A 23,234-nucleotide genomic window follows, 5' to 3' on the forward strand; every position below is an offset into this window, starting at 1 on the left:
CTTCGATGGTTCTGCGGCGGCTGGGCGCCGCCGTCCTGCTGTCGTCCGCCTTGAGCGCCGGCCCAGCCCTGGCGGCGGGGCCGACCGTGCCGAACAACAAGGCGGAGATGCAGGGCCTGGACAAGGTCACGGCGCGGGTGGTGCGGATCGAGGTGACCCTGGACCAGCCGGTCCGGTTCGGCACCCTGCTGATCACGCTGAAGGCCTGCTTCACCTCGCCGCCGACCGAGACCCCGGAAGCCGCCGCGTTTCTGGAGATCGACGATCTCGACCAGGACCGCGAGGAGCGGATCTTCTCCGGCTGGGTCTATGCCTCCAGCCCCTCGCTCCACGCCCTGGAGCACCCGGTCTACGACGTGTGGCTGACCGGCTGCATCGACCCGCTCCTGCCCGATCCCCCGGCGAGCGTGGTGCCGCCCGGCTGAACCCCGTCCTTGGGGAACACGGCGTTCAGCATCATCGCATGGTGCAGGCGCCGCTGGTACTCCGCCTGGGGGATCTCGATCGCGCCGAAGCGGGTCAGGTGGCTGGTGACGAACTGGGTGTCCAGCAGCACGTAGCCGCCGGCGCGCAGCCGGCGCACCAGTTCCACCAGGGCGACCTTGGAGGCGTCGGTCGCCCGGCTGAACATGCTCTCGCCGAAGAAGGCGCCGCCGATCGAGACGCCGTACAGCCCGCCGACCAGCCTGCCGTCCTGCCAGGTCTCCACGCTGTGCGCATGGCCCCGGCGGTGCAGGGCGCCATAGAGCTCGATGAGCTGCGGGTTCAGCCAGGTGCTGGGCCGGATCTCGGTGGCCTCCGCGCAGGCCCGGATCACCCGGTCGAAGGCCTCATCCGCGGTCAGCGCGAACCGGCCCGACCGGAAGGTCTTGGCCAGGCTGCGCGGCACGTGGAAGCGGTCCAGCGGGATGATCCCGCGATGCTTGGGATTGATCCAGTGGATGGTCGGGTCGTCATGCGCCTCGGCCATCGGAAACACGCCCAGGCGATAGGCGGTCAGCAGGATCTCCGGCGTGATCGTCCGGGCGTCCTCGTCCTCGTCGATCGCGGCCGGGTCGCGCATCACACTACCGGCGGCTCCCAGTCGGCGATGAACTTGCCGAGCCAGCCGGTGTCGTACTGGCCGTTCCTGAACGCGCTGGTGCCGATCACCGTGCGCAGGAGCGGCAGGTTGGTGTCGACGCCTTCCACCACGCATTCCGCCAGCGCCCGCTCCAGCCGGCGCAGGCAGGTCGGCCGGTCGACGTCGTGGACGATCAGCTTGCCGATCAGGCTGTCATAGTAGGGCGGCACGGTGTAGCCGGCGTAGAGGGCCGAATCCATCCGCACGCCCGGCCCGCCCGGGGCGTGATAGCCGGTGACCCGCCCCGGCGACGGCGCCAGGGTCTTGGGGTTCTCCGCGGTGATCCGGCACTCGATCGCATGGCCACGGAAGCGCACGTCCGACTGGGAGAAGGCCAGCTTCTCGCCGGCGGCCACCCGGATCTGCTCGCGGACGAGGTCGGTGTCGGTGATGAGCTCGGTCACCGGATGCTCCACCTGCAGGCGGGTGTTCATCTCGATGAAATAGAACTGGCCGTTCTCGTAGAGGAATTCCAGCGTGCCGACGCCCCGGTAGCCGAACTTCTCCATCGCCTTGGCGACCAGCAGGCCGAGCTTCTCGCGGTCGCCCGCATCCAGGACCGGGGAGGGCGCCTCCTCCACCACCTTCTGGTGGCGGCGCTGCAGCGAGCAGTCGCGCTCGCCTAAGTGCAGGACCTGGCCGTGCGTGTCGCACAAGACCTGGACCTCGATATGGCGGGGCGCCGCCAGGAACTTTTCGATATAGACCCGGTCGTCGCCGAACCCGGCCTTGGCCTCGCCGCGCGCCATGCGCAGCGCGTCCAGGAGCTGGGAGCGGTCATGGACCACGGTCATCCCGCGCCCGCCGCCGCCCGACACCGCCTTGATCAGCACCGGCCAGCCGATCTCCTCGGCGGCCGCGAGCGCTTCCTCGTCGCTGGCCACCGGGCCATCGGTCCCCGGCACGCAGGGGATGCCCAGCTTCTTGGCGGTGTCCTTGGCGACGATCTTGTCGCCCATCAGCCGGATATGGTCCGGGGTCGGCCCGATGAAGGCGAAGCCGTGCTCCTCAACCATCTGGCAGAAATCGGCGTTCTCGGAGAGGAAGCCGTAGCCCGGATGGATCGCCTCCGCCCCGGTGATCTCGGCAGCCGCCAGGATCGAGAGCTTGTTCAGGTAGCTCTCGCCGACCTGGGGCGGGCCGATGCACACGCTCTCGTCGGCGAAGCGGACATGCATGGCGGACGCGTCGGCGGTGGAGTGCACCGCCACGGTCTGGATGCCCATCTCGCGGCAGGCGCGCAGCACCCGGAGTGCTATCTCGCCGCGGTTGGCGATCAGGATCTTCTTGAACAAGCCGCTCACTCCAGGATGAGGAGTGGTTCGCCGAATTCGACGGGCGCCGCGTTCTCGACGAACACCCGCGCGACCCGGCCGGCTTTCGGCGCCCGGATCGCGTTCATCACCTTCATCGCCTCGATGATCAGAAGGGTCTGGCCCTCCTTCACCTCGGAGCCGACCGCGGCATAGGGGGCGGCGCCCGGCTCCGGCGCCAGGTACACCGTGCCCACCATGGGCGACTTCACCATGCCCGGGTGCGAGGTGTCGGGACCGGCCGGCGCGGCGGCCGGGGCCGCGGCCGCCGCCGGGGCGGGCTGGGCGGCATGGGGCTGCATGTAGACCGGGGCGGTCACGTCGAGCGGCGCCATCTGGATCTGGCGCGCGACCCGGATCCGGGTGGTGCCCTGGTTGATCTCGATCTCGGTGAGGCCGGTGCGCTGGAGGAGTTCCGCCAGCTTCTCGATGAAGTTGGTTTCGACGTCGAGCTTGGCCATCATTCGTCTCGAGCGGCAGCGGGGGAAGGGGAGATGAGGTGGTGGGCGGCGCGCAGGGCCAGGACGTAGCCGTAGGGCCCGAGCCCGCAGATCACGCCGGTGGCGACCAGCGACACGTAGGAGTGGTGCCGGAAGTCTTCCCGGCGGTGCACGTTGGAGACGTGCAGCTCGATCACCGGCTTCTCGGCGGCGGACAAAGCATCCATCAGCGCCACCGAGGTGTGGGTGAGCCCGCCCGGATTGATCACGATGACGTCCGCCTTGGTGCGGGCCTCGTGGATCCAGTCGATCAGCACGCCCTCATGGTTGCTCTGGCGGAAATCGGCGGTCACGCCGAGATCGGCCGCCTCCTGCTCGACCATCGCCCGGACGTCCGCCAGGGTGGTGCGGCCATAGATCTCGGGCTGGCGCAGGCCGAGCATGTTCAGGTTCGGTCCGTTGAGGACCAGGATGGTGGGCAAGGTCGGGATCGATCGCGGTTATTGATCGCTGTCGGCCACCGTTTCGCACGGTGCTCCGCCTAAAACGGCAAGGGCCACCGTCAAGACGTTGGTCCGCGGCGAGGGGAGGTAGCACGCGGGGCGGCCAGGGGAAAGGGCGCGCGTGCATGGCGGCCGATTTAGCGGCCGGCCTCTGGCCCGCGCCCGTTCCCTTCGGGCTCAGCGGTGGGTGTCGACCACGATCCGGCCCTTGACCTTGCCTTCCAGGAAGGCGGCAGCCGCCGCCGGGACCTCGGACAGGCCGATCACCTGCGCCACCCGGTCCAGCACGCCCGGCTCCAGGTCGCGGGCGAGCCGCTGCCAAGCGGCCAGACGCGGTTCGAAGGGCACCTGCACCGAATCCACCCCGCACAGCCGCACGCCGCGCAGGATGAACGGGAATACCGTGGTGGACAATTCGACGCCGCCGGCATTGCCGACCGCGGCGACGGCGGCGCCCGGCGCCATGGTCTTCAGCAGGCCGGCCAGGACCGCGCCGCCGACCGTGTCGATCGCGCCGGCAAAGCGGGTCTTGTCGAGCGGGCCCTTCGCACCCGGGACGAACGGGGTGCGGTCGATCACCTCGGCGGCACCCAGGCCGCGCAGCCAGTCGGCCTCGGCGGTCTTGCCGGTGGAGGCCACCACCTTGAAGCCGGCCTTGGCCAGCAGCGCCACCGCAATGCTGCCGACCCCGCCGCCAGCCCCGGTCACCACGACCTCGCCCGAGCCGGGCGCCACGCCCTGGCGTTCCAGTTCCAGCACGCACAGGGCGGCGGTGAAGCCGGCGGTGCCGATCGCCATGGCGGTTCGGCCGTCCAGCCCGTCCGGCATCGGCACCAGCCAGTCGGCCTTGACCCGGGCCCGCTCGGCCAGCCCGCCGAAATGGCGCTCGCCGACACCCCAGCCGGTCAGCAGCACCGGCGCGCCGGGAGCAAAGCGGCTGTCCTCGGAACTGCGCACGGTGCCGGCGAAGTCGATGCCGGGCACGAACGGGAAGCTGCGCACCACCGGCGCGCTGCCGGTCAGGGCCAGGGCGTCCTTGTAGTTCAGGGTCGACCAGTCGACGTCGACGGTGACCTCGCCCGGCATCAGCCGGGCCTCGTCCAGCTCGGCCAGCTTCGCCACGGTCTTGCCGTCGACCTGCTCCAGGAGGATCGCCTTGAACCGCTCGGTCATCGCCTGCTCCGATCTGCGGCTCCAACCCGGGGAGCCTGGTCTTGGGGGCCATGCGTCCGGCGCCGGCCGGCATGGCGAGGAAGCGCCGCGATAGCAGCGCTCAAGGGGCGGGTTCAACCGCGGGCGGATCCGCCATCACCACCCAGCCTTCCGCGGTCAGCCGCTCCATCGGCCGGAACCGGGCCTTGTAGTCCATCTTGGCGCTGCCGGCGATCCAGTAGCCCAGATACACATGGTCCAGGCCGTCCTGCCGGGTCTTCTCGATCAGCTGCAGGATCATCCAGGTGCCGAGGCTGCGCCGGGGCTGGTCGGGCTCGAAGAACTTGTAGACCCCGGAATAGCCCGAGGCCAGGCGGTCGGTCAGGCTCACCGCCACCAGCCGGCCCTCCGGGTCGCGCCCCTCCAGGAGCAGGGTCGAGACCGTCCAGTCGCCGATCATGGTCTCGAAATCGACCCGGGTCATCCCGGCCATGCCGCCATCGCCGTGCCGGGCGTCCAGGTAGCGGTGGAACAGCTCCCAGTGCTCGGTGGTGGGCAGGGCCGGCGCCTCGCGCACCGTCAGGTCGGCGTTGCGGTTGAGGACCCGGCGCTCGTGGCGCGACGGCTGGAACTGCGCCACCGGGATGCGCACCGGCACGCAGGCGTCGCAGCCCGGGCAGGCCGGCCGGTACATCAGGTTCTGGCTGCGCCGGAAGCCGGCCTCGCTCAGCCGGTCGAAGGTCTCGCGCTCCTGGGGATGGCGGCGCAGCAGGGTGTAGACCCGTCGCTCGACCCGGCCGTCCAGATAGGGGCAGGGGGCTGCCCCGGTGGTGTAGAACTGGCGCAGGCTGTTGCGCTGATGGGACTGCAGGTCGGCGGACAAGCGGATCTCCTGCGGGCACCTTTGGGACAAGTGGCCGGGCGATGGCGGATCATCAAGCTTCCGTGCGCCAAGATCCAGCCTTTGCCAAAGGCCGGCCGTCACGGCTTGAGCGCGAAGCGGTCGCCGCTGGGTCGTTGACCCGGCTGCCTGCCCGGCCGATGCTGCGCCCATGCGAGACGAGCGCCTGACCCTGGAAACGCCGCAAGCCGGCAAGGTCGACCTGCACTGGATCGAGCATGGCGATCCGGCGGCGCCGCAGACGGTGGTCTGCGTGCACGGCCTGACCCGCAACGGCCACGACTTCGACCGGATCGCGGCGGCCATGGCCCTGCGCGGCGCCCGGGTGCTGGCGGTGGACGTGCCCGGCCGGGGCGGCAGTTCCTGGCTGGCCGACCCGCAGCATTATGCCGTGCCGGTCTATGCCGATCTGCTGCGCCGCTGGCTCCAGGCCCTGGGGCTGGACAAGGTTGCCTGGCTCGGCACCTCGATGGGCGGGCTGATCGCGATGGAGATCGCCGGGCGGGAGCACAGCCCGATCGAGCGGCTGGTCCTGAACGACGTGGGCGCCTTCGTGCCCAAGGAGGCGCTGGCGCCGATTGGGGCCTATCTGGGCCTGGACCTGAAGTTCCCGGACGTCGAGGCGGTGGAGCGCCACCTGCGCACCATCCATGCCGGGTTCGGCCGCCACCTGGACGACGGCTTCTGGCGGGAGCTGGCCCGCCGCTCGTCGCGGCCGGCCGACGGCGGCTGGCGGATGCATTACGACCCGGCGATCAAGCAGCCGTTCACCCAGATGGAAGCGGCCGACATCGACCAGTGGCCGCTCTACCAGGCGATCACCTGCCCGACCCTGCTGGTCCGGGGCGCGGAGAGCCCGCTCCTGCCGGTGGCGGTGGCGCAGGAGATGACCCGGACCGGCCCGAAGGCCGAGCTGGTCACCTTCATGGATTGCGGCCACGCGCCGTCGCTGGCGGAGCCGGAGCAGATCGAGACGGTGGCGGACTGGCTGTGCGGGCCGGAGCCCGCCGCCTGAGGAGGTCGCCCGGGCGCAAAGCGCCGGGCGCCGGATCAGAATTCCGGGGCCAGGGTGACGGTGATCCCGTCCAGCTCTGCGGAGAAGGGGATCTGGCAGGAAAGCCGGGAATTGTCCTGCACCTGGAAGGCCTCGTCGAGCATGTTGCTCTCGTCCTTGCTCATCTCGGGCAGGCGCGGCAGCCATTCCGCGGCGACATAGACGTGGCAGGTGGCGCAGGCGCAGCAGCCGCCGCAGGCGGCCTCGATCGGCAGGTTGGCTTCCCGCACGATCTCCATCACCGACCAGCCGACGGTGGCGGGGACGCTGTGCTCGACCCCTTCGCGGTCGATGACTTGAATTTCGGCCATGAAGTCGATCCGATTATGCTTGAGGGTGGTCGTGCGACCGGTCGTTCCGATCAGTCGGCGACGCCCAGGCGTTTATGCAGTTCCGTCGAGGAAGTCGTGTAGCGGAACACGAGCTTCTGCTCGGGCCGGCAGTACTTGTGGGCTTTCTGGCACATCAGCGCCGCTTCGTGGAAGCCGGACAGGATCAGCTTCAGCTTGCCCGGATAGGTGATGATGTCGCCGATCGCGAAGATGCCGGGCTGCGAGGTCTCGTAGGCCTGGGTCTCCACCGTGATCAGGTTGCGCTCCAGGTTCAGGCCCCAGGACGCCAGCGGGCCCAGCTCCATCTTCAGGCCAAAGAACGCCAGCAGCGTGTCGCACTCCACGGTCTCCTCGCCGCCGCCGGTGCGCCCGAGCGTCACCGCCTCCAGCCGGCCGTCGCTGCCGTGCAGCTTGGTGATCTGGCCGAAATGCAGGGAGGTCTGCCCGGCGGCCACCAGCGCGCGCATCTTCTCGACCGAATCCGGGGCGGCGCGGAACTCGTCGCGGCGATGGACCAGGGCGGTGGAAGCGGCGATCGGCTGCAGGTTGAGCAGCCAGTCCAGCGCCGAATCGCCGCCGCCGGCGACCAGCAGGCGCTTGCCGCGGAAATGCTCCATCTTGCGCACGGCGTAGTGCAGGCTCGTGCCCTCGTACTGCGCCGCCTCGGGCAGCGGCAGGCGGCGCGGCACGAAGCTGCCGGCACCCGCTGCGATCACCACCACCGGGGCTTCCAGCACGGTGCCGGCGGTGGTGACCAGCCGCCAGTGGCCATCCTCCAGCCGGGTCAGGCTTTCCGCCTGCTGGTTCAGGTGGAATTCCGGCGCGAACGGCCGGGCCTGCTCCATCAGGTTGTTGGTCAGTTCCTCGCCGGTGCAGCGCGGGATCGCCGGGATGTCGTAGATCGGCTTGTCCGGGTAGAGCTCGATGCACTGCCCGCCGGGCTTGTCCAGGTTGTCGACCAGATGGCAGCGCAGGCCGAGCAGCCCTGCCTCGAACACGGCGAACAGGCCGGTGGGTCCGGCGCCGATGATCACCATGTCGGTACGGATCGGGTCGCTGCTGGTCGAAGGGGCCGCTGCGGGCTCGATGGCGGACATGCGCATTCCAGGAAAGGGCGGTCGTCGGGCCGGTGGCCGGCGCGCAACCTAGAGGGAGAGCGCCCCAGGGGGAAGAGCCCGGGCCACCGCCGCCCCCGCTCCGCTCCTTGCCGGCGCTCATGTCGTGCTCCCGCGCGGCCCGATCAAGGCCGGCCACGCCTGCCGCGCCGCCATGCGTCAGCCCCCGACCACGGCGCCGGCCGATCGGCGGCGGTGCGGCAGGCCACGGAGCCCTTCGGGCGTCAGCGCCGCCGATGGCCGGAAAAGCCGATCGGCTTGATCGCCGAGGAGCGGATGGTGCGGGGATGCTCCGGATCCTGGCCACGGATCGGCCGGCCGAGGTCGGGCGCCCCGCCGGAGGGCCGCTCGGCAAGGCGGGGATCGTCGGCGGGCCGCTCGGCCGGGCCGCCTTCCGGCCCGTGCTCCGGCTCCGCCACGGAAACCGGATGGTCCCGCCCGCCCGACAGCGCCCGGACGAACCGGTTGCCGGGCCGGACCGGCGCGGCACCTGCGGTGCCCGGGCGACGCAGCCGGGGCGGGCCCTCGCCCGCCGCTTCGCCGCCATGGGCGGCCGGCCCGGCCGAGGGCTGGCCAGGAACCCCGCCTGCCGGCCGGCCAGGCTGCTTCGGCCGTCCGGACTCGGCCGGGGGTGGCGACCGGGCCGGCTGCCTGGCTGCGTCCGGATCGAGATAGCCGATGCCCGCAGCGGCTTCGGCCGCGGGCGGTCGTGCGGGGGCTGGCGGCCGTTCGGGGGATGGGCGTGCGATCGCCGGCCGGGCGGGAGCCGTGGGTGGCGCAGAAGCGCCGCCTCCGCCTGCCGGCTCGTCCAGATAATGGATCATCGGCCGGTCAGCATGGTCCAGGCGCGGGCGCACCGGGTCCTGCGGCCTGGGCGCCGGCGGCCGCGGGGCCTCTGCCTCTTCTGCCGCAAGCGCAGGGACCGGGCCCGGCGTCGGAGCCGGCCCGGCCGGGGCGCTGGCGATCCGCCCGGCCTCGACCATCGCCGGGGCCGGGCGGACCGGCGTTCCTGCCAGGGGCGGACCGGCGGCATGGGCCGGGAGCTGCAGCGGCTCCGGCGCCGTCCGGTGAAACGGCGGGGCCGGCACCCGGGCGAACGCGGCGACCTCGGACGCCGCCTCGGCGCTCCATTCCTGCAGGGCCGGCAGGCTGGTCAGGGCCTGCAGATAGGCCTCGCAGGCGGGGTTCTGCGCCGGGAGCGCATAGGTGACGAACCTTGTGGCGATCGGCACGAACATCGCGTCGACCAGGCCGAACCGGCCGAACAGGAACGGGCCGTCCTTGGCGGCGGGCGCCTCCCGCAGCTCGCTCCAGATTCGCCGGACCCGTTTCAGGTCGGCCGCCACCCCGCGCATCAGCCGGCCGGGCGGCGCGAACCGGGCCATCAGGTCCATCGGCAGGAAGCGGTGCAGGGAGCCGAGCCCGCCATGCACCTCGGCCGCGACCGAGCGAGCCAGGGCGCGGTCCGCCGGGTCCTGCGGCCACATCGCCGGGACGCGCTCGGCCAGGTGCTCCAGGATCGCCAGGGATTCCCAGACCGTGATCGCCTCGTCGACCAGCACCGGCACCTTGCCGGACGGGGAGAACCGGCCGAGCAGGCCTTCGCTCTCCGGCCGCCCGAGCGGCACCAGCACTTCCTCGAAGCGCAGCTCGAACATCCGCATCGCCATCCAGGTCGCCAGGGACCAGGGGCAGGAATTGCGGCTGCCGATCACCAACCGGACGGTCATGGAAGCAAGGTCATGCAGAAAGGGCTAGGCGGCAGACGAACATGGTCAGTTCCGGATCACGACTGCGGAATCTCCTCGGCGACGCGTGGCATCTCGCACCAGAGCACCTCCTGCCGATAGGAGGCGAGCACGGTCTGGATCGGCTCGGGCTGGGCCTGGCAGTTCCAGTCCTCGCCATCGACCACCGCAGCATAGCCCAATGCGTCGCGCAGTTGCAGCAGTCCGGCGACGTCCTTGCGCGGATCGACCCGGCCATCGCCGTCCAGGTCGCGGCCGAGCATCAGCGCCTGCAGGCGGGCCTGGAGCTCGCGGGTCGCGCGGAGCCGCTCCTGGTCCGGCATCTCGGGATTGCCCAGCCGGGCCAGGCTGCGGTCGACCACGGCCAGGTCGAAGCGCAGGCCCGTCACGATCTGGCTGACATTGCGGTACCAGCTGCTGCCCTGCTGGGTCCGGCCCGGGCCGGCCTCCAGGCTGGCCTCGACCAGGTCCAGCGCGTGGGACACGTCCTGGACCTGGGTGGCGTCGCGCGGGCTGCGCGTCACCAGGAGCCGGCGCATCGTGGCCGCCGCGCGGGGATCCAGGCCGGATCCCCCTGCCTGGTCCATCACGGTCATCGCCTGGACCACCGCGGTCTCGGCGGTGGGCAGGGCGCCACCGCCGGTGCCCGTGGCAGGATGGCGGCCGAAGATCAGGGCGAACGGCGCGGGGTCCGCCCCGACCGCCGCCTGCTCGGGCAACGCCGCCTGCGCCGATCGAACGGGCGCCTGCGGTGCCGGCGCCGTCGTGCAGGCGGCAAGCGACAGAGCCAACCCCAGGAAAGGCAGCAGGACCACCCATCCGCGCCTTTGGCCACCACCACCGCTCATCGACCGCTCCCATGTCTCATGGGAACCCATCATGCAGCCCGCTTCCTAACGAACAGTTACCTCCAGCGAAGAAACCCGATCCATCCGAACCCGCCGGCTCAGGCCGCCACCACCGAGGATTCCGGTTCCTCGGCCGAGATCGCCTCGTGCGCCGCCAGCGCCGCCATGTTCAGGATGTCCGACACGGTGGCGTTCATCGGCACGATCTGGATCGGCTTCTTCAGACCCTGCAGCAAGGGACCGATCACCGTGCCGCCGCCCAGCTGCTGCAGAAGCTTCGACGCGATGTTCGCCGAATGCAGGGCCGGCATGATCAGCACGTTGGCTGGTCCCTTCAAGCGGCAGAAAGGATAAAGCGCCATCAACTCTGGGTCGAGCGCCACATCCGCGGCCATTTCGCCATCATACTCGAAATCCACCTGCCGGCGGTCCAGTTCGATCACGGTGTCGCGCACCCGTTGCGCCTTGGACACAGGCGGATTTCCGAAGCTGGAGAAGGACAGGAGCGCCACCCGCGGCGTGAAGCCCAGCTGACGCACCGCCCGGGCGGTCTGGATGGTGATGTCGGTCAGGACCCGGGTGTCGGGCAGCTCGTGCACGGTGGTGTCGGCGATGAACACGGTGCGCCCGCGGGTGATCATCATGGTCATGCCGAACACGCGGTGCGACGGCTTGGGATCGATCACCCGCATCACGTCGGCCAGGACGTCGTTGTAGTTGCGGGTGAGCCCGGTGACCATGGCGTCGGCATCGCCGCTGGCCACCATGCACGCGCCGAACACGTTGCGGTCCTGGTTCACCAGCCGGGCGCAGTCCCGGTAGAGCAGGCCGCTGCGCTGGTTCCGCTGGTAGAGGAAGTCGGTGTACTTGCGGTTGCTGTCGGACAGGCGGGCGTTGTGGATCTCGATCCCGTCCAGGTTGGACAGGCCGATCTGCGCCATGGTCGAGCGCACCCGGTCCTCGCGGCCGATCAGGATGGCGGTGCCAAGGCCGGTGTCGCGCCAGGCCAGCGCGGTGCGGATCGTCTTCTCCTCCTCGCCCTCGGCGAACACCATGCGCTTGGGCTGGGCCTGGACCCGGTCGAACACCAGCTGCAGGCGCGACGCGGTGGGATCCAGGCGCGAGCGCAGCTCCTGGCGGTAGCGAGGCATGTCGGTCACCGGCACGCGGGCGACGCCGCTCTCCATGGCGGCCTTGGCCACCGCCGGCGGCACCATGCTGATCAGGCGCGGGTCGAACGGGGTCGGGATCAGGTACTCGCGGCCATAGCGCAGCTTGCGGCCCTTGTAGGCGGCATGGACCTCGTCCGGCACGTCCTCGCGCGCCAATGCTGCGATCGCCTGGGCGGCGGCGATCTTCATCGCCTCGTTGATGGTGGACGCGCGCACGTCCAGGGCGCCGCGGAAGATGTAGGGAAACCCTAGGACGTTGTTGACCTGGTTCGGATAGTCCGATCTCCCGGTCGCCACGATCACGTCGCCGCGCACCGCCCGGGCCTCCTCCGGGGTGATCTCCGGGTCGGGGTTGGCCATGGCGAAGATGATCGGGTCCTTGGCCATCGAGCGGATCATGTCGGCGGTGAAGGCGCCCTTGGCGGAAAGGCCGAACACCACGTCGGCACCGCGCATGGCGTCGGCTAGGCTGCGGGCGTCGGTCTCGACCGCATGGGCCGACTTCCACTGGTTCATGCCCTCGGTGCGGCCCCGGTAGATCACCCCCTTGGTGTCGCACAGGATCACGTTTTCCGGCGGCAGGCCCATCGACTTCAGCAGGTCGGCGCAGGCGATCCCGGCCGAGCCGGCGCCGTTCACCACCAGCTTGATGTTGGCAATGTCGCGGCCGGTGACGTCCAGCGCGTTGATCAGGCCGGCCGCGGCGATGATCGCGGTGCCGTGCTGGTCGTCGTGGAACACCGGGATGTCGCAGACCTCGCGCAGGCGCTCCTCGATGATAAAGCACTCGGGCGCCTTGATGTCCTCCAGGTTGATGCCGCCGAAGGTCGGCGACACCAGCCGCGCGCATTCCACAAAGGCGTCGACGTCGCGGGTGTCGACCTCCAGGTCGATGCTGTCGATGTCGGCGAAGCGCTTGAACAGGACCGCCTTGCCTTCCATCACCGGCTTGCCGGCCAGGGCGCCCAGGCCCAGCACCGCGGTGCCGTTCGACACCACCGCCACCAGGTTGGCCTTGGCGGTGTAGAGATAGGCGTCGGCCGGGTTCTTCTGGATCGCCAGACACGGCACCGCGACGCCCGGCGAATAGGCCAGGCTCAGGTCGCGCGCCGTGGTCAGCGGCTTGGTGGGCGTGATCTCGATCTTGCCGGGGCGGCCCCGCGCATGGAGGTCCAGCGCCTCCTCGGCCGTGACGCTCATGCCGCCCTCGCCGGCGCTGGTGGTGCCGCGATCAGTCCTGCGCTCGTCCATAGCCGTTCCCTGCAGCCGCTTGTCGCCGGGCCGGCCCTGCGCGGCACTGCCCCGCCACCGGCCCGAGAGGTGCAGTTGCCACGCGCAAGGCGGGGACGACAAGCATCTGTGGGCCTCGAACAGGCGAACACGCGGCCGGTCGCGGCCCCGCAGGACCTAGCTGTGCGATCCGGAAGGTCACGATCTTGCGGCGGCCGGGAGCGAAACCACTTCAAGCATGTGGTGGAACGAGGAGCTCGGGATGGCGATCCTTCGCACTGGCCTGCTGCTCGCGGCGATGACCGCGCTGTTCTTGGTGGTGGGCTATGCGGTCGGCGGCGGCACCGGCGCCGTGATCGCGCTGGTGATCGCGGCCTTCACCAACCTGTTCGCCTGGTGGGGGTCGGCGGACATGGTGCTGCGCATGCATCACGCCCGGCCGGTCACCCCGGCTGGCGCCCCGGACCTGTACGGCCTAGTGGCGGAACTGGCGCGTCGCGCCGACCTGCCGGTCCCCAAGGTCTACCTGATCGAGAGCGACCAGCCGAACGCGTTCGCCACCGGCCGCGACCCCCACCATGCCGCAGTGGCGGTGACCCGGGGACTGATGCGGGCGATGTCGCGGGACGAGCTGGCGGGGGTGATCGCGCACGAGCTGGCGCACATCAAGCACCGCGACACCCTCACCATGGCGGTGGCGGCGACCCTGGCCGGCGCCATCGGCTTCCTCGCCCAGTTCGGCCTGTTCTTCGGCGGCAGCCGCGACCGCGACCATCCGCTGGGCGGGATCGGCCTGCTGCTGGCGATGATCGTGGCGCCGATGGCGGCGATGCTGGTGCAGATGGCGATCAGCCGGGCGCGCGAGTTCGAGGCCGACCGGGAGGGTGCGGCGATCTGCGGGAACCCGGGTGCTTTGGCCAGCGCGCTGCAGCGGATCGAGCAGATCGCCACCGGCACCTATGTCGGCACGGCCGAGCGCAATCCGGCCACCGCGCACCTGTTCATCATCAATCCCCTGCATGGCGGGGCGCTGGCCGGAATGTTCCGGACCCATCCGCCGACCGTGGAGCGGATCCGCCGCCTGATGGCGCTGCAGGGAGGACGCCGGATGCCGACCGGCGGGTTCGGCCCGGCCCGTCCGGCGACACCGCCGGGCGGTCCGTGGGGGCGGCGTGCCGGGCCCTGGGGCTGACCGTTCCGCTCAGGAATTGCCCTGGCGCTTGAGCGGCAAAGGCAGGCCCGGCTCGCCGGCCACGTCCGGCTCCAGGTAGAGGGAACTGCCGACGACGGTGCCCAGGAGGGGCACGTCGCTCACCAGCGCCTCCTTCTTCTCCAGGCGCACCACGCCCTCACTGGAGGTCCAGACCCATTCGCTCGGGCCAGCTGCGCTGGTGGCGGTGGCGGTGCCGTCGGCGCGGAACTGGATGGTGCCGGTGGCGGTCTGGATGATGCGGTCGACCTCGGCGCGCATCGCGTTCTCGGCCTGGCGCCGGGCGGCGGCGGGCAGGCTCTCGAACTGCTCGGTCATCACTGCGTCGACATCGGCGCGCAGCGCGGCCTCGTCCAGGATCCAGGTGCCGATCAGCCCGGTCTCGGCCAACGCCGTGTCGGCGCTGCCGGCCAAGCCCAGCGCCAGGACCGCCAGGGCCAGGAGATGCCGGCGAATCATGGCCAAGCTCAGCGTACCGGAACCAGCACCCAGGTCATCTCGCCCAGCGGCCCCTGGTCCGGATCGTTCGGGTCGACGTCGAAGTTCAGCTCGATCCGGCCATCGGTCACGGTGCCGCTGAGGTCGGGGCTTTCCGGATCGGCGTCGACCACGTGGAGGACGTCGCCCTCCTGGGTCCAGGTGCCGCGCTCGGTGTCCGCCGATTCCGGATCGTTGAAGATCACCGTGCCGTCCGCCGCGAACTCGATGGTGGCCGCCAGGCTGGAGGCCATCTGGCTTTTCATCTCGGCGCGCTGCTCGGTCATCATCCGCTCCGCGTCCGCCCGGTCCTCCTCGGGGATCCGGGTCAGCAGGCCCTCGATCAGCTGGTCGACCGCCCGTTCCAGGCCGGCCTCGTCCATCCGCCAAAGGCCCACCGGGCTTTGCGCCGCGAACGCCGGCAGGGCGAGCAGGATCGAGGCGATCAACAGCAGGACACGCACGGCTTGCACTCCCCAACCGGTCCAGAACAGGCACCGCCCAAGGTGGGAGCGGCCGCTGCCGGCCGGCCCCCGCGAGGACGGGTTGGCGGGGCGAGGGCGCCAAGGCAATCACCCCAAGAGCCGACATGGCCCGGCCGCCGGGTTGGAAGGCCGGGCCACGCGGTCGCGGCTACATATGAATGGGTTTGGCGAAGCTGGCGAGGGCCGCTTCCTTGATCGCTTCTTCCAGGGTCGGGTGCGGGTGGCTGGTACGGGCAAGGTCCTCGGCGCTGGCGCCGAACTCCATGGCGACCGTGACCTCGTTGATCATGGTGCCGGCATCGGCGGCGATGATGTGGCAGCCCAGGATCTTGTCGGTCCCGGCCTCGGTGAGCAGCTTCACGAAGCCGTCGGTCCGGCCGACCGCACGGGCACGCGAGTTGGCCATCATCGAGAACTTGCCGGTCTTGTACTCCACCCCGGCCGCCTTGAGCTGCTCCTCGGTCTGGCCCAGCGCCGCCACCTCGGGATCGGTGTACACCACGCCCGGGATCAGGTTGTAGTCGATGTGCGGCTTCTGCCCGGCGAGGATCTCGGCGACCGCCACGCCCTCCTCCTCGGCCTTGTGCGCCAGCATCGGGCCCTTGATGGCGTCGCCGATGGCGTAGATGCCGGGCACGTTGGTGCTGAAGTCGTCATGGGTGGAGATCCGCTGGCGCTCGTCCAGCGCCACGCCCGCGGCCTCCAGGCCCAGCCCCTCCGTGTAGGGACGCCGGCCGATCGAGACCAGCACCACGTCGCCCTCGATCACTTCCGGCTCGCCGCCCTTGGCCGGCTCGACATGGACCTTGAGCAGCTCGCCGGAGCTGTCCACGCCGGTCACCTTGGTGCCGAGCTTGAAGGCGACGCCCTGCTTGGCGAGGATGCGCTGGAAGGTCTTGGAGACCTCGCCGTCCATGCCGGGGGTGATCCGGTCCAGATACTCCACGACCGTCACCTTGGCGCCGAGCCGGCGCCAGACGGTGCCCAGCTCCAGGCCGATATAGCCGCCGCCGATGACGATCAGGTGCTTGGGCACCTCGTCCAGGTCGAGCGCCCCGGTGGAATCCACCACCCGGCCTTCCACGAGCTCCACGCCCGGCAGGGGCATCACGTCGGAACCGGTGGCCAGGATGATGTTCTTGGCGCCGACCTGCTGGCTGCCGCCGTCCAGCAGCGCCACGTCCATCGCGTTGCTGCCGGTCAGGGTGGCGGCACCCTTGATGTAGTCGACCTTGTACTTCTTGAAGAGTCCCTCGATGCCCTTGGTCAGGGCCTCGACGACGTCGTCCTTGTTGTCGAGCATGGCGCCCAGGTCGAGCTCGACCCCGCCCTTGGCGCGGATGCCGATCTTCTCGAAATGGGTCTGGGCCTCCTCGTAGAGGTGCGAGGTGTGCAGGAGGGCCTTGGACGGGATGCAGCCGACGTTCAGGCAGGTGCCGCCCAGGCGGCCGCGCTTTTCCACGCAGGCGACCTTCATGCCGAGCTGGGCGGCCTTGATGGCGCCGACATAGCCGCCGGGGCCACCGCCCACCACCACGACGTCGTACGGCTCGCTCATCCTGTTTCTCCCGCAGCCCGCCCGAAAGGCCGGCCTGATATGCACTGATCGTTAGATGGGGGGCTCAGCCTCGGGGCGGATGTCCGGACAGCCGGGCTGCAGCCATGCATGGAGCGCAGGCTCCGGCCGGCGGCAGCCGGCGGCGGAGCCATGTGGCGGTGCGGCCGTCCGCCGGGACGGGGCGGACGGCCAGCACATCACGCCTCGATCAGGAGGCGCTGCGGATCCTCGATGGTCTCCTTGACCCGCACCAGGAAGCTGACCGCTTCCTTGCCGTCGATGATCCGGTGGTCGTAGCTGAGCGCGATGTACATCATCGGCCGCGCCTCGATCTTGCCGCCGGCCATCACCATCGGCCGCTGCTGGATCTTGTGCATGCCAAGGATGCCCACCTGCGGCGGGTTGATGATCGGCGTGCTCATCAGCGAGCCGAACGTGCCGCCATTGGTGATGGTGAAGGTGCCGCCGGTCAGGTCCTCCATGCCAAGCTTGCCGTCGCGGGCGCGCTTGCCGAGGTCGGCGATGTTCTTCTCGATCCCGGCCAGCGACGCGGTGTCGGCGTCGCGCAGCACCGGCACGACCAGGCCCTGCTCGGTGGAGACCGCCACACCGATGTCGTAGTAGTGCTTGTAGACGACGTCGTCGCCGTCGATCTCGGCATTGACCGCCGGATACACCTTGAGCGCGTCGATCACCGCCTTCACGAAGAACGACATGAAGCCGAGCTTGATGCCGTGCTTTTTCTGGAACACGTCCTGGTACTGGCTGCGCAGCGCCATGACCGCGCCCATGTCGACCTCGTTGAAGGTCGTGAGCATGGCGGCGGTGTTCTGCGCCTCCTTCAGGCGCTCGGCGATCCGCTTGCGCAGGCGGGTCATCCGGACCCGCTCCTCGCGGCCGGAGCGCGATCCCGCAGCCGCGGCCGGGGCCGCCGCCGGGGCAGAGGGCTTGGGTGCCGCGGCCGCCGCCTGGACGTCGCCCTTGGTCACGTTGCCCTTGGGACCGGAGGGCGGCACCGAGGCCAGGTCGATGCCGGCCTCGCCGGCGAGCTTGCGCGCGGCCGGGCCGGCCTGATCGGCGCCGCTGCCCGCGGCGGCAGCCGCCGGGCTCCGCTCCGGGGTCGCCGGCTTGGCCATGGCGGCGGCGGCACCCTGCGGCGCGGCCGGCTCCTTGGCCTCGATCACCGGAGCCGCCGCCTTGCCGTCGGTCGCGGGCGCCGCACCGGCACCGCCTTCGGTGATCGAGCCCAGCATCGAATCAACGGCGACATCGGTGCCTTCCTCGGCGACGATCTCGGCCAGCACGCCCGCCACCGGGGAGGGGACCTCGAGGTTGACCTTGTCGGTCTCCAGCTCCACCAGCGGCTCGTCGACCGCCACGCTGTCGCCCACCTTCTTCAGCCACTTCGCGATCGTGGCCTCACTTACCGATTCGCCGAGCTTCGGCACCCGGATCTCGACGCTCATCGCACTTCCTTCCGTCCCCAACATCCAAGGGCGCGCCCTGCCGACCGCCGCGCACCCTTCACCAACCCATAGCGACCCGCCGGGTGCCGCCCTGGCAAAACCCGATCAGCCAAGCAGCGCCTCGGAGACCAGGGCCTTCTGCTCGCGCTCGTGCTGCGACAGGGAGCCCGTGGCCGGCGAAGCCGACGGCTTGCGCCCGGCATAGGCGAGGCGCCGCTGCGGCACGCCCAGGCTCTCCATCAGGTTCTCGATGCGCGGCATCACGAAGAACCAGGCGCCCATGTTGCGCGATTCCTCCTGGCACCAGACGAACTTGGCCGAGGTCGGGTAGCGCTGCATCTCGCGCAGCACCGCGTCCTCGGGGAAGGGCGCCAGCTGCTCCAGGCGGACCAGCGCGATCTTGTCGGTGAGGCCGAGCTCCTCGCGCTGCGCTTCCAGGTCGTAGAACACCTTGCCCGAGCACAGGATCACCCGCTCGACCAGATCGTCGGCCGGCGAGGGCGGGCGGTCGTACATGACCCGGTGGAAGGTGGTGTCCTGGCCCATGTCCTCCAGCGTGCTGACGCAGCGCTTGTGGCGGAGCAGGGACTTCGGATCCATCAGGATCAGGGGCTTGCGGAAGTCGCGGCAGAGCTGGCGGCGCAGCACGTGGAAATGGTTGGCCGGGGTCGTCACGTTGACGATCTGGATGTTGTCCTCGGCGAACAGCTGCAGGAAGCGCTCGATGCGGGCCGAGCTGTGCTCGGGCCCCTGGCCCTCCATGCCGTGCGGCAGCATCACGACCAGGCCCGACATCCGCAGCCACTTGCTTTCGGCCGAGGCGATGAACTGGTCGAAATAGACCTGGGCGCCGTTGGCAAAGTCGCCGAACTGGGCCTCCCACAGGGTCAGGCAGTCCGGATCGGACAGGGAGTAGCCGTACTCGAAGCCGAGCACGCCCTCTTCCGACAGGAAGCTGTCGACCACCTCGAACGGCGCCTGGTCCGGGGACAGGTTGTCCAGGGGGACGTAGCGGTCCTCGGTGGTCTGGTCGTAGATCGTGGCATGGCGCTGGCTGAAGGTGCCGCGGCCGACATCCTGCCCGGACAGGCGGACCGGGAAGCCCTCCACCAGCAGCGACGCGAACGCCAGATGCTCGGCGGTGGCCCAGTCGATGCCCGAGCTGGTCTCGATCGCCTTGCGCCTGGCCCCGATCACGCGCTTGAGGCGCGGATGGATGTTCAGGCTTTCGGGCAGGTCGGTGAACTTGAGGCCGAGTTCGCGCAGGCGGTCGGTGGAGACGCCGGTCTTGCCGCGCTCATAGGCCTCGGGCGCCTTGCGCAGGCCCTTCCACGCCCCTTCCAGCCAGTCGGCCTTGTTGGACTTGTAGGTCCGCCCGGCCTCGTGCGCGCCGTCCAGCTGCTTCTGGAAGGTCTCCAGGATCGCCTGCGCCTCGGCGGCGTCGACGATCTTCTCCTCTTCCAGGCGGCGGGCGAACAGCTGCCGGGTGGTCGGGTGCTGGGCGATGCTGCGGTACATCAGCGGCTGGGTGAAGGCCGGCTCGTCGCCCTCGTTGTGACCGTGGCGCCGGTAGCACCACATGTCGATCACCACGTCCTTCTTGAACTTCTGCCGGAACTCGGCGGCCAGGCGCGACACCTGGCAGACCGCGACCGGATCGTCGCCGTTCACGTGGAAGATCGGCGCCTGGATGCCGCGCGCCACGTCCGAGGGATAGGGCGAGGTGCGGGCGTAGGCCGGGCTGGTGGTGAAGCCGATCTGGTTGTTGATGATCAGGTGGATGGTGCCGCCGGTCCGAAAGCCCTTCAGCTCGGACATCTCCAGGCATTCATGGACCACGCCCTGGCCGGCGAACGCGGCGTCGCCGTGCATCAGGATACCCATGACCTTGGAGCGGTCGGCGTCGCCCAGGAGGCGCTGCTTGGCGCGGACCTTGCCGATCACCACCGGGTCGACCGCTTCCAGGTGCGACGGGTTGGGGGTGAGCGACAGGTGGACGGACCTGCCGTCCTCGAACAGGCGATCGGTGGAGGTGCCCAGGTGGTACTTCACGTCGCCCGAGCCCAGCACCTCGTCGATGGCGGGCTGGCCCTGGAACTCGGAGAAGATCGCCGTGTAGGGCTTGCCCATCACGTTGGCGAGCACGTTCAGGCGGCCGCGATGCGGCATGCCCAGCACGATCTCCTGCACGCCCAGCTCGACCGAGGTGCGGATGATCGCCTCCAGCGCCGGCACCGCCGATTCGCTGCCGTCCAGGCCGAAGCGCTTGGTGCCGGGGAACTTGACGTGGAGGAACTGCTCGAAGCCCTCGGCGACGGTGAGCTGCTCCAGGAGTTCGCGCTTGTCGACCGGCGGGGTGTCCAGGATGCCGCCCGGCGCCTCGATGCGCGCCTGGATCCAGGCCTTCTGCTCGGGATCCTGGATGTGGAGGAACTCAATGCCGATCTTGCCGGCATAGGTCCGGTTCAGGATCTCCAGGATCTCGCGCAGGGTCGCCTGCTCGCGGCCCAGCACCATGTCCAGGAAGAAGGTGCGGTCCAGATCGGCCTCGGTGAAGCCGTAGGTCTTGGGGTCGAGCTCGGCGTGCTGGGCACGCCGGCTCAGGCCCAGCGGATCGAGCTCGGCCTGCAGGTGGCCGCGCACCCGGTAGGCGCGGATCAGCATGATCACCCGCAGGTGGTCGCGGATCAGCGTCCGGGTGGCGTCGTCCCCAAGCGAGGGGAGGTCCAGGTTGGCCGGAACGCCATAGGCGCGCGGCCGGGCCTGGCGGGGCTCCAGCGCCGCCTTGGCCTGCCGGTAGAGCGCGCTCGTCTCCGCGCCCAGGTCCTCGAAATAGGACCGCCAGGAGGCATCGATGGAGGTCGGATCGGCGAGATACCGCCCGTACAGCTCCTCGATGAACGACCCGTTACCGCCATACAGGAACGAGGTCTGCTCTAGTTCCTGACGCTTCGCCATCTCGCGTTCCCTGGAAACCCCACAGGAAGCGGCCGGTCCGCTTCCTGCCCCGTTTCACTTTCCTACATTCCAGACGTTGACAAGGCGTTTACGCGCCGCCGCCCATCGCGGCGAGCATTGCCTGACCGAGCGCTGCCGGATGATCCGCGATCGTGATGCCCGCGGCACGCATCGCCGCGATCTTGCTCTCGGCGTCGCCCTTGCCGCCGGAGATGATCGCGCCGGCATGGCCCATGCGCCGGCCCGGAGGTGCGGTGCGCCCGGCGATGAAGCCGACGATCGGCTTCTTGCAGCCGGACTGCTGCCAGTACTCGGCGGCTTCCTCCTCGGCCGACCCGCCGATCTCGCCGATCATGATCACGCCCTCGGTGGCGTCGTCCTGGATGAACATCTCCAGGACGTCGATGAACTCGGTGCCCTTGACCGGGTCGCCGCCGATGCCGACGCAGGAGGTCTGGCCAAGATTGGCGGCAGTGGTCTGGGCGACCGCCTCATAGGTGAGGGTGCCCGAGCGGGACACGATGCCGATCTTGCCGGGCATGTGGATGTGGCCCGGCATGATGCCGATCTTGCACTGGCCAGGGGTGATCACGCCCGGGCAGTTCGGGCCGATCAGGCGCGAGCTGGAGCCGACCAAGGCCCGCTTGACCTTGACCATGTCCATCACCGGGATGCCCTCGGTGATGCAGACCACCAGCGGCACTTCGGCGTCGATGGCCTCCAGGATCGCATCGGCGGCGAACGGGGCCGGCACGTAGATCACCGAGGCGTCGCAGCCGGTCGCCTCGCGGGCCTGACGGACCGTGTCGAACACCGGCAGGCCCAGATGGGTCTCGCCGCCCTTGCCGGGAGTCACGCCGCCGACCATCTGGGTGCCGTAGGCGATCGCCTGCTCGGAGTGGAAGGTCCCCTGCGCGCCGGTGAAGCCCTGACAGATCACCTTGGTGTTGGAATGAACCAGGACCGACATCAGTGGGTGCTCCGCACGGCTTCGACGATCTTCTTCGCAGCGTCCGCCAGGTCGTCGGCGGGCGTGATCGGCAGACCGGATTCGGCGAGGATCTTCTTGCCGAGCTCTACATTGGTTCCCTCGAGGCGAACCACCAGGGGAACGGTGAGATTGACCTCGCGCGCGGCGGCCACCACGCCCTCGGCGATCACGTCGCAGCGCATGATCCCGCCGAAGATGTTGACCAGCACGCCCTCGACGTTCGGGTCGGACAGCAGCAGCTTGAAGGCCGCGGTGACCCGCTCCTTGGTGGCGCCGCCGCCCACGTCCAGGAAGTTGGCCGGCTCGCCGCCGAACAGCTTGATGATGTCCATGGTCGCCATGGCCAGGCCGGCGCCGTTGACCATGCAGGCGATGTTGCCGTCGAGCTTGATGTAGTTCAGCTCGTGCTTGGACGCCTCGATCTCGTGCGGATCCTCCTCGTCCAGGTCGCGCAGCTCCAGGACCTTGGCCTGGCGGTAGAGCGCGTTGCTGTCGAAGTTCATCTTGGCGTCGAGGGCCACCAGGTCGCCGGCCTCGGTCACCACCAGCGGGTTGATCTCGACCTGGCTGGCGTCCTTCTCGACCATGCAGTCGTAGATGCCGCGCATGAACGCGACCGCCTTGGAGACTTCCTTGCCCTTCAGGCCCAGGCCGAACGCGATCTGCCGGCCGTGGAACGGCTGGAAGCCGGCGGCCGGGTCGATCGCGACCTTGAGGATCTTTTCCGGCGAGTGCTCGGCGACCTCCTCGATCTCCACGCCGCCCTCGGTGGACGCCATGATCACGACCCGGGAGGTGGCCCGGTCGACCACCGCGCTCAGGTAGAGCTCGCGGGCGATCTTGCAGCCGTCCTCGACATAGACGCGCTTGACCAGCCGGCCGGCCGGGCCGGTCTGGTGGGTCACCAGGGTCATGCCGAGCATGTCCTTGGCGATCTGCTTCACCTCGTCGATCGACTTGGCGAGCTTGACGCCGCCACCCTTGCCGCGGCCGCCGGCATGGATCTGCGCCTTGACGACCCAGATCGGGCCGCCCAGGGCGCGCGCGGCGCTCTCCGCCTCGGTGGCGGTGTAGGCGACCTTGCCGCTGAGCACCGCCACGCCGTACTCGGCGAGGAGCTGCTTGGCCTGATATTCATGGATGTTCATGGGGCGCCCC

21 protein-coding genes are annotated in these 23,234 nt (G+C 70.0%); 3 read left to right on the forward strand and 18 right to left on the reverse strand.

The window, feature by feature from the left end; all coding sequences use genetic code 11:
* The first annotated feature begins 5 nt into the window (after nucleotides 1–5).
* Nucleotides 6–425, forward strand: a complete 420-nt coding sequence (locus GEMRO_RS29630; RefSeq protein WP_169728389.1) for a DUF2155 domain-containing protein — start codon at nucleotides 6–8, stop codon at nucleotides 423–425.
* On the opposite strand, the gene aat is transcribed toward GEMRO_RS29630, so the two are convergent.
* The 6 genes from aat to GEMRO_RS0113975 form a co-directional block, all read right to left on the reverse strand.
* The gene (aat, locus tag GEMRO_RS0113950; RefSeq protein ID WP_051329060.1) at nucleotides 350–1,063 is read right to left on the reverse strand and encodes a leucyl/phenylalanyl-tRNA--protein transferase; all 714 of its coding nucleotides are present in this window, start codon (nucleotides 1,061–1,063) and stop codon (nucleotides 350–352) included. The genes GEMRO_RS29630 and aat overlap by 76 nt on opposite strands.
* Nucleotides 1,063–2,418 carry an acetyl-CoA carboxylase biotin carboxylase subunit gene (gene accC, locus GEMRO_RS0113955; RefSeq protein WP_035487240.1) on the reverse strand — a complete coding sequence of 452 codons (1,356 nt, stop codon included), beginning with the start codon at nucleotides 2,416–2,418 and terminating at the stop codon, nucleotides 1,063–1,065. Before accC ends, aat begins: the two co-directional genes overlap by 1 nt.
* 5 nt (nucleotides 2,419–2,423) lie before the next feature.
* Nucleotides 2,424–2,897 carry an acetyl-CoA carboxylase biotin carboxyl carrier protein gene (gene accB / locus GEMRO_RS0113960; RefSeq protein ID WP_027134487.1) on the reverse strand — a complete coding sequence of 158 codons (474 nt, stop codon included), beginning with the start codon at nucleotides 2,895–2,897 and terminating at the stop codon, nucleotides 2,424–2,426.
* Nucleotides 2,897–3,358 (reverse strand): type II 3-dehydroquinate dehydratase, encoded by a 462-nt coding sequence (gene aroQ, locus GEMRO_RS0113965; RefSeq protein ID WP_027134488.1) that lies wholly within the window; start codon nucleotides 3,356–3,358, stop codon nucleotides 2,897–2,899. The genes accB and aroQ overlap by 1 nt, the downstream gene beginning before the upstream one ends.
* Before the next feature lie 198 nt (nucleotides 3,359–3,556).
* On the reverse strand, nucleotides 3,557–4,552 hold the full coding sequence (locus tag GEMRO_RS0113970; RefSeq protein ID WP_027134489.1) for an MDR family oxidoreductase: 996 nt from the start codon (nucleotides 4,550–4,552) through the stop codon (nucleotides 3,557–3,559).
* A 100-nt stretch (nucleotides 4,553–4,652) separates the two neighbouring features.
* On the reverse strand, nucleotides 4,653–5,414 hold the full coding sequence (locus GEMRO_RS0113975) for an arginyltransferase (protein ID WP_051329061.1): 762 nt from the start codon (nucleotides 5,412–5,414) through the stop codon (nucleotides 4,653–4,655).
* 169 nt (nucleotides 5,415–5,583) lie between these two features.
* On the opposite strand from GEMRO_RS0113975, the gene GEMRO_RS0113980 reads away from it, so the two are divergent.
* Nucleotides 5,584–6,447 carry an alpha/beta fold hydrolase gene (locus GEMRO_RS0113980; RefSeq protein ID WP_027134491.1) on the forward strand — a complete coding sequence of 288 codons (864 nt, stop codon included), beginning with the start codon at nucleotides 5,584–5,586 and terminating at the stop codon, nucleotides 6,445–6,447.
* A gap of 35 nt (nucleotides 6,448–6,482) precedes the next feature.
* Here GEMRO_RS0113980 and GEMRO_RS0113985 read toward each other — a convergent pair whose 3' ends face one another.
* The 5 genes from GEMRO_RS0113985 to GEMRO_RS0114005 form a co-directional block, all read right to left on the reverse strand.
* Nucleotides 6,483–6,797 (reverse strand): 2Fe-2S iron-sulfur cluster-binding protein, encoded by a 315-nt coding sequence (locus tag GEMRO_RS0113985; protein WP_027134492.1) that lies wholly within the window; start codon nucleotides 6,795–6,797, stop codon nucleotides 6,483–6,485.
* Nucleotides 6,798–6,847: 50 nt separating this feature from the next.
* Nucleotides 6,848–7,915 carry an NAD(P)/FAD-dependent oxidoreductase gene (locus GEMRO_RS0113990; RefSeq protein WP_051329615.1) on the reverse strand — a complete coding sequence of 356 codons (1,068 nt, stop codon included), beginning with the start codon at nucleotides 7,913–7,915 and terminating at the stop codon, nucleotides 6,848–6,850.
* 242 nt (nucleotides 7,916–8,157) lie between these two features.
* The gene (locus tag GEMRO_RS34245) at nucleotides 8,158–9,663 is read right to left on the reverse strand and encodes a glutathione S-transferase family protein (RefSeq protein ID WP_051329062.1); all 1,506 of its coding nucleotides are present in this window, start codon (nucleotides 9,661–9,663) and stop codon (nucleotides 8,158–8,160) included.
* 56 nt (nucleotides 9,664–9,719) lie between these two features.
* Entirely contained in the window at nucleotides 9,720–10,496 is a 777-nt protein-coding gene (locus GEMRO_RS0114000) for a hypothetical protein (protein WP_205624974.1), read from the reverse strand.
* A 131-nt stretch (nucleotides 10,497–10,627) separates the two neighbouring features.
* On the reverse strand, nucleotides 10,628–12,952 hold the full coding sequence (locus GEMRO_RS0114005; RefSeq protein WP_084506959.1) for an NADP-dependent malic enzyme: 2,325 nt from the start codon (nucleotides 12,950–12,952) through the stop codon (nucleotides 10,628–10,630).
* 241 nt (nucleotides 12,953–13,193) lie between these two features.
* On the opposite strand from GEMRO_RS0114005, the gene htpX reads away from it, so the two are divergent.
* The gene (gene htpX / locus GEMRO_RS0114010) at nucleotides 13,194–14,123 is read left to right on the forward strand and encodes a zinc metalloprotease HtpX (protein WP_027134496.1); all 930 of its coding nucleotides are present in this window, start codon (nucleotides 13,194–13,196) and stop codon (nucleotides 14,121–14,123) included.
* Between the two features lie 9 nt (nucleotides 14,124–14,132).
* Here the strand turns inward: htpX and GEMRO_RS0114015 are convergent, their stop codons facing one another.
* The 7 genes from GEMRO_RS0114015 to sucC all read right to left on the reverse strand — a co-directional run bounded on the left by GEMRO_RS0114015 (nucleotide 14,133) and on the right by sucC (nucleotide 23,224).
* Nucleotides 14,133–14,600, reverse strand: coding sequence for a hypothetical protein (locus GEMRO_RS0114015; RefSeq protein WP_027134497.1), 468 nt, complete (start codon nucleotides 14,598–14,600; stop codon nucleotides 14,133–14,135).
* A gap of 8 nt (nucleotides 14,601–14,608) precedes the next feature.
* On the reverse strand, nucleotides 14,609–15,082 hold the full coding sequence (locus tag GEMRO_RS0114020; protein WP_027134498.1) for a hypothetical protein: 474 nt from the start codon (nucleotides 15,080–15,082) through the stop codon (nucleotides 14,609–14,611).
* 169 nt (nucleotides 15,083–15,251) lie between these two features.
* Complete coding sequence (gene lpdA / locus GEMRO_RS0114025; RefSeq protein WP_027134499.1) at nucleotides 15,252–16,661, reverse strand: dihydrolipoyl dehydrogenase; 1,410 nt, start codon at nucleotides 16,659–16,661, stop codon at nucleotides 15,252–15,254.
* 197 nt (nucleotides 16,662–16,858) lie between these two features.
* Nucleotides 16,859–18,127 carry a 2-oxoglutarate dehydrogenase complex dihydrolipoyllysine-residue succinyltransferase gene (odhB, locus tag GEMRO_RS0114030; protein ID WP_027134500.1) on the reverse strand — a complete coding sequence of 423 codons (1,269 nt, stop codon included), beginning with the start codon at nucleotides 18,125–18,127 and terminating at the stop codon, nucleotides 16,859–16,861.
* 105 nt (nucleotides 18,128–18,232) lie between these two features.
* On the reverse strand, nucleotides 18,233–21,085 hold the full coding sequence (locus GEMRO_RS0114035; protein WP_027134501.1) for a 2-oxoglutarate dehydrogenase E1 component: 2,853 nt from the start codon (nucleotides 21,083–21,085) through the stop codon (nucleotides 18,233–18,235).
* 88 nt (nucleotides 21,086–21,173) lie between these two features.
* Entirely contained in the window at nucleotides 21,174–22,055 is an 882-nt protein-coding gene (sucD, locus tag GEMRO_RS0114040) for a succinate--CoA ligase subunit alpha (RefSeq protein WP_027134502.1), read from the reverse strand.
* The gene (gene sucC / locus GEMRO_RS0114045; RefSeq protein ID WP_027134503.1) at nucleotides 22,055–23,224 is read right to left on the reverse strand and encodes an ADP-forming succinate--CoA ligase subunit beta; all 1,170 of its coding nucleotides are present in this window, start codon (nucleotides 23,222–23,224) and stop codon (nucleotides 22,055–22,057) included. The genes sucD and sucC overlap by 1 nt, the downstream gene beginning before the upstream one ends.
* Nucleotides 23,225–23,234 lie beyond the last annotated feature (10 nt).

Origin of the sequence: Geminicoccus roseus DSM 18922 (assembly GCF_000427665.1) — a bacterium.
GTDB lineage: Bacteria > Pseudomonadota > Alphaproteobacteria > Geminicoccales > Geminicoccaceae > Geminicoccus > Geminicoccus roseus.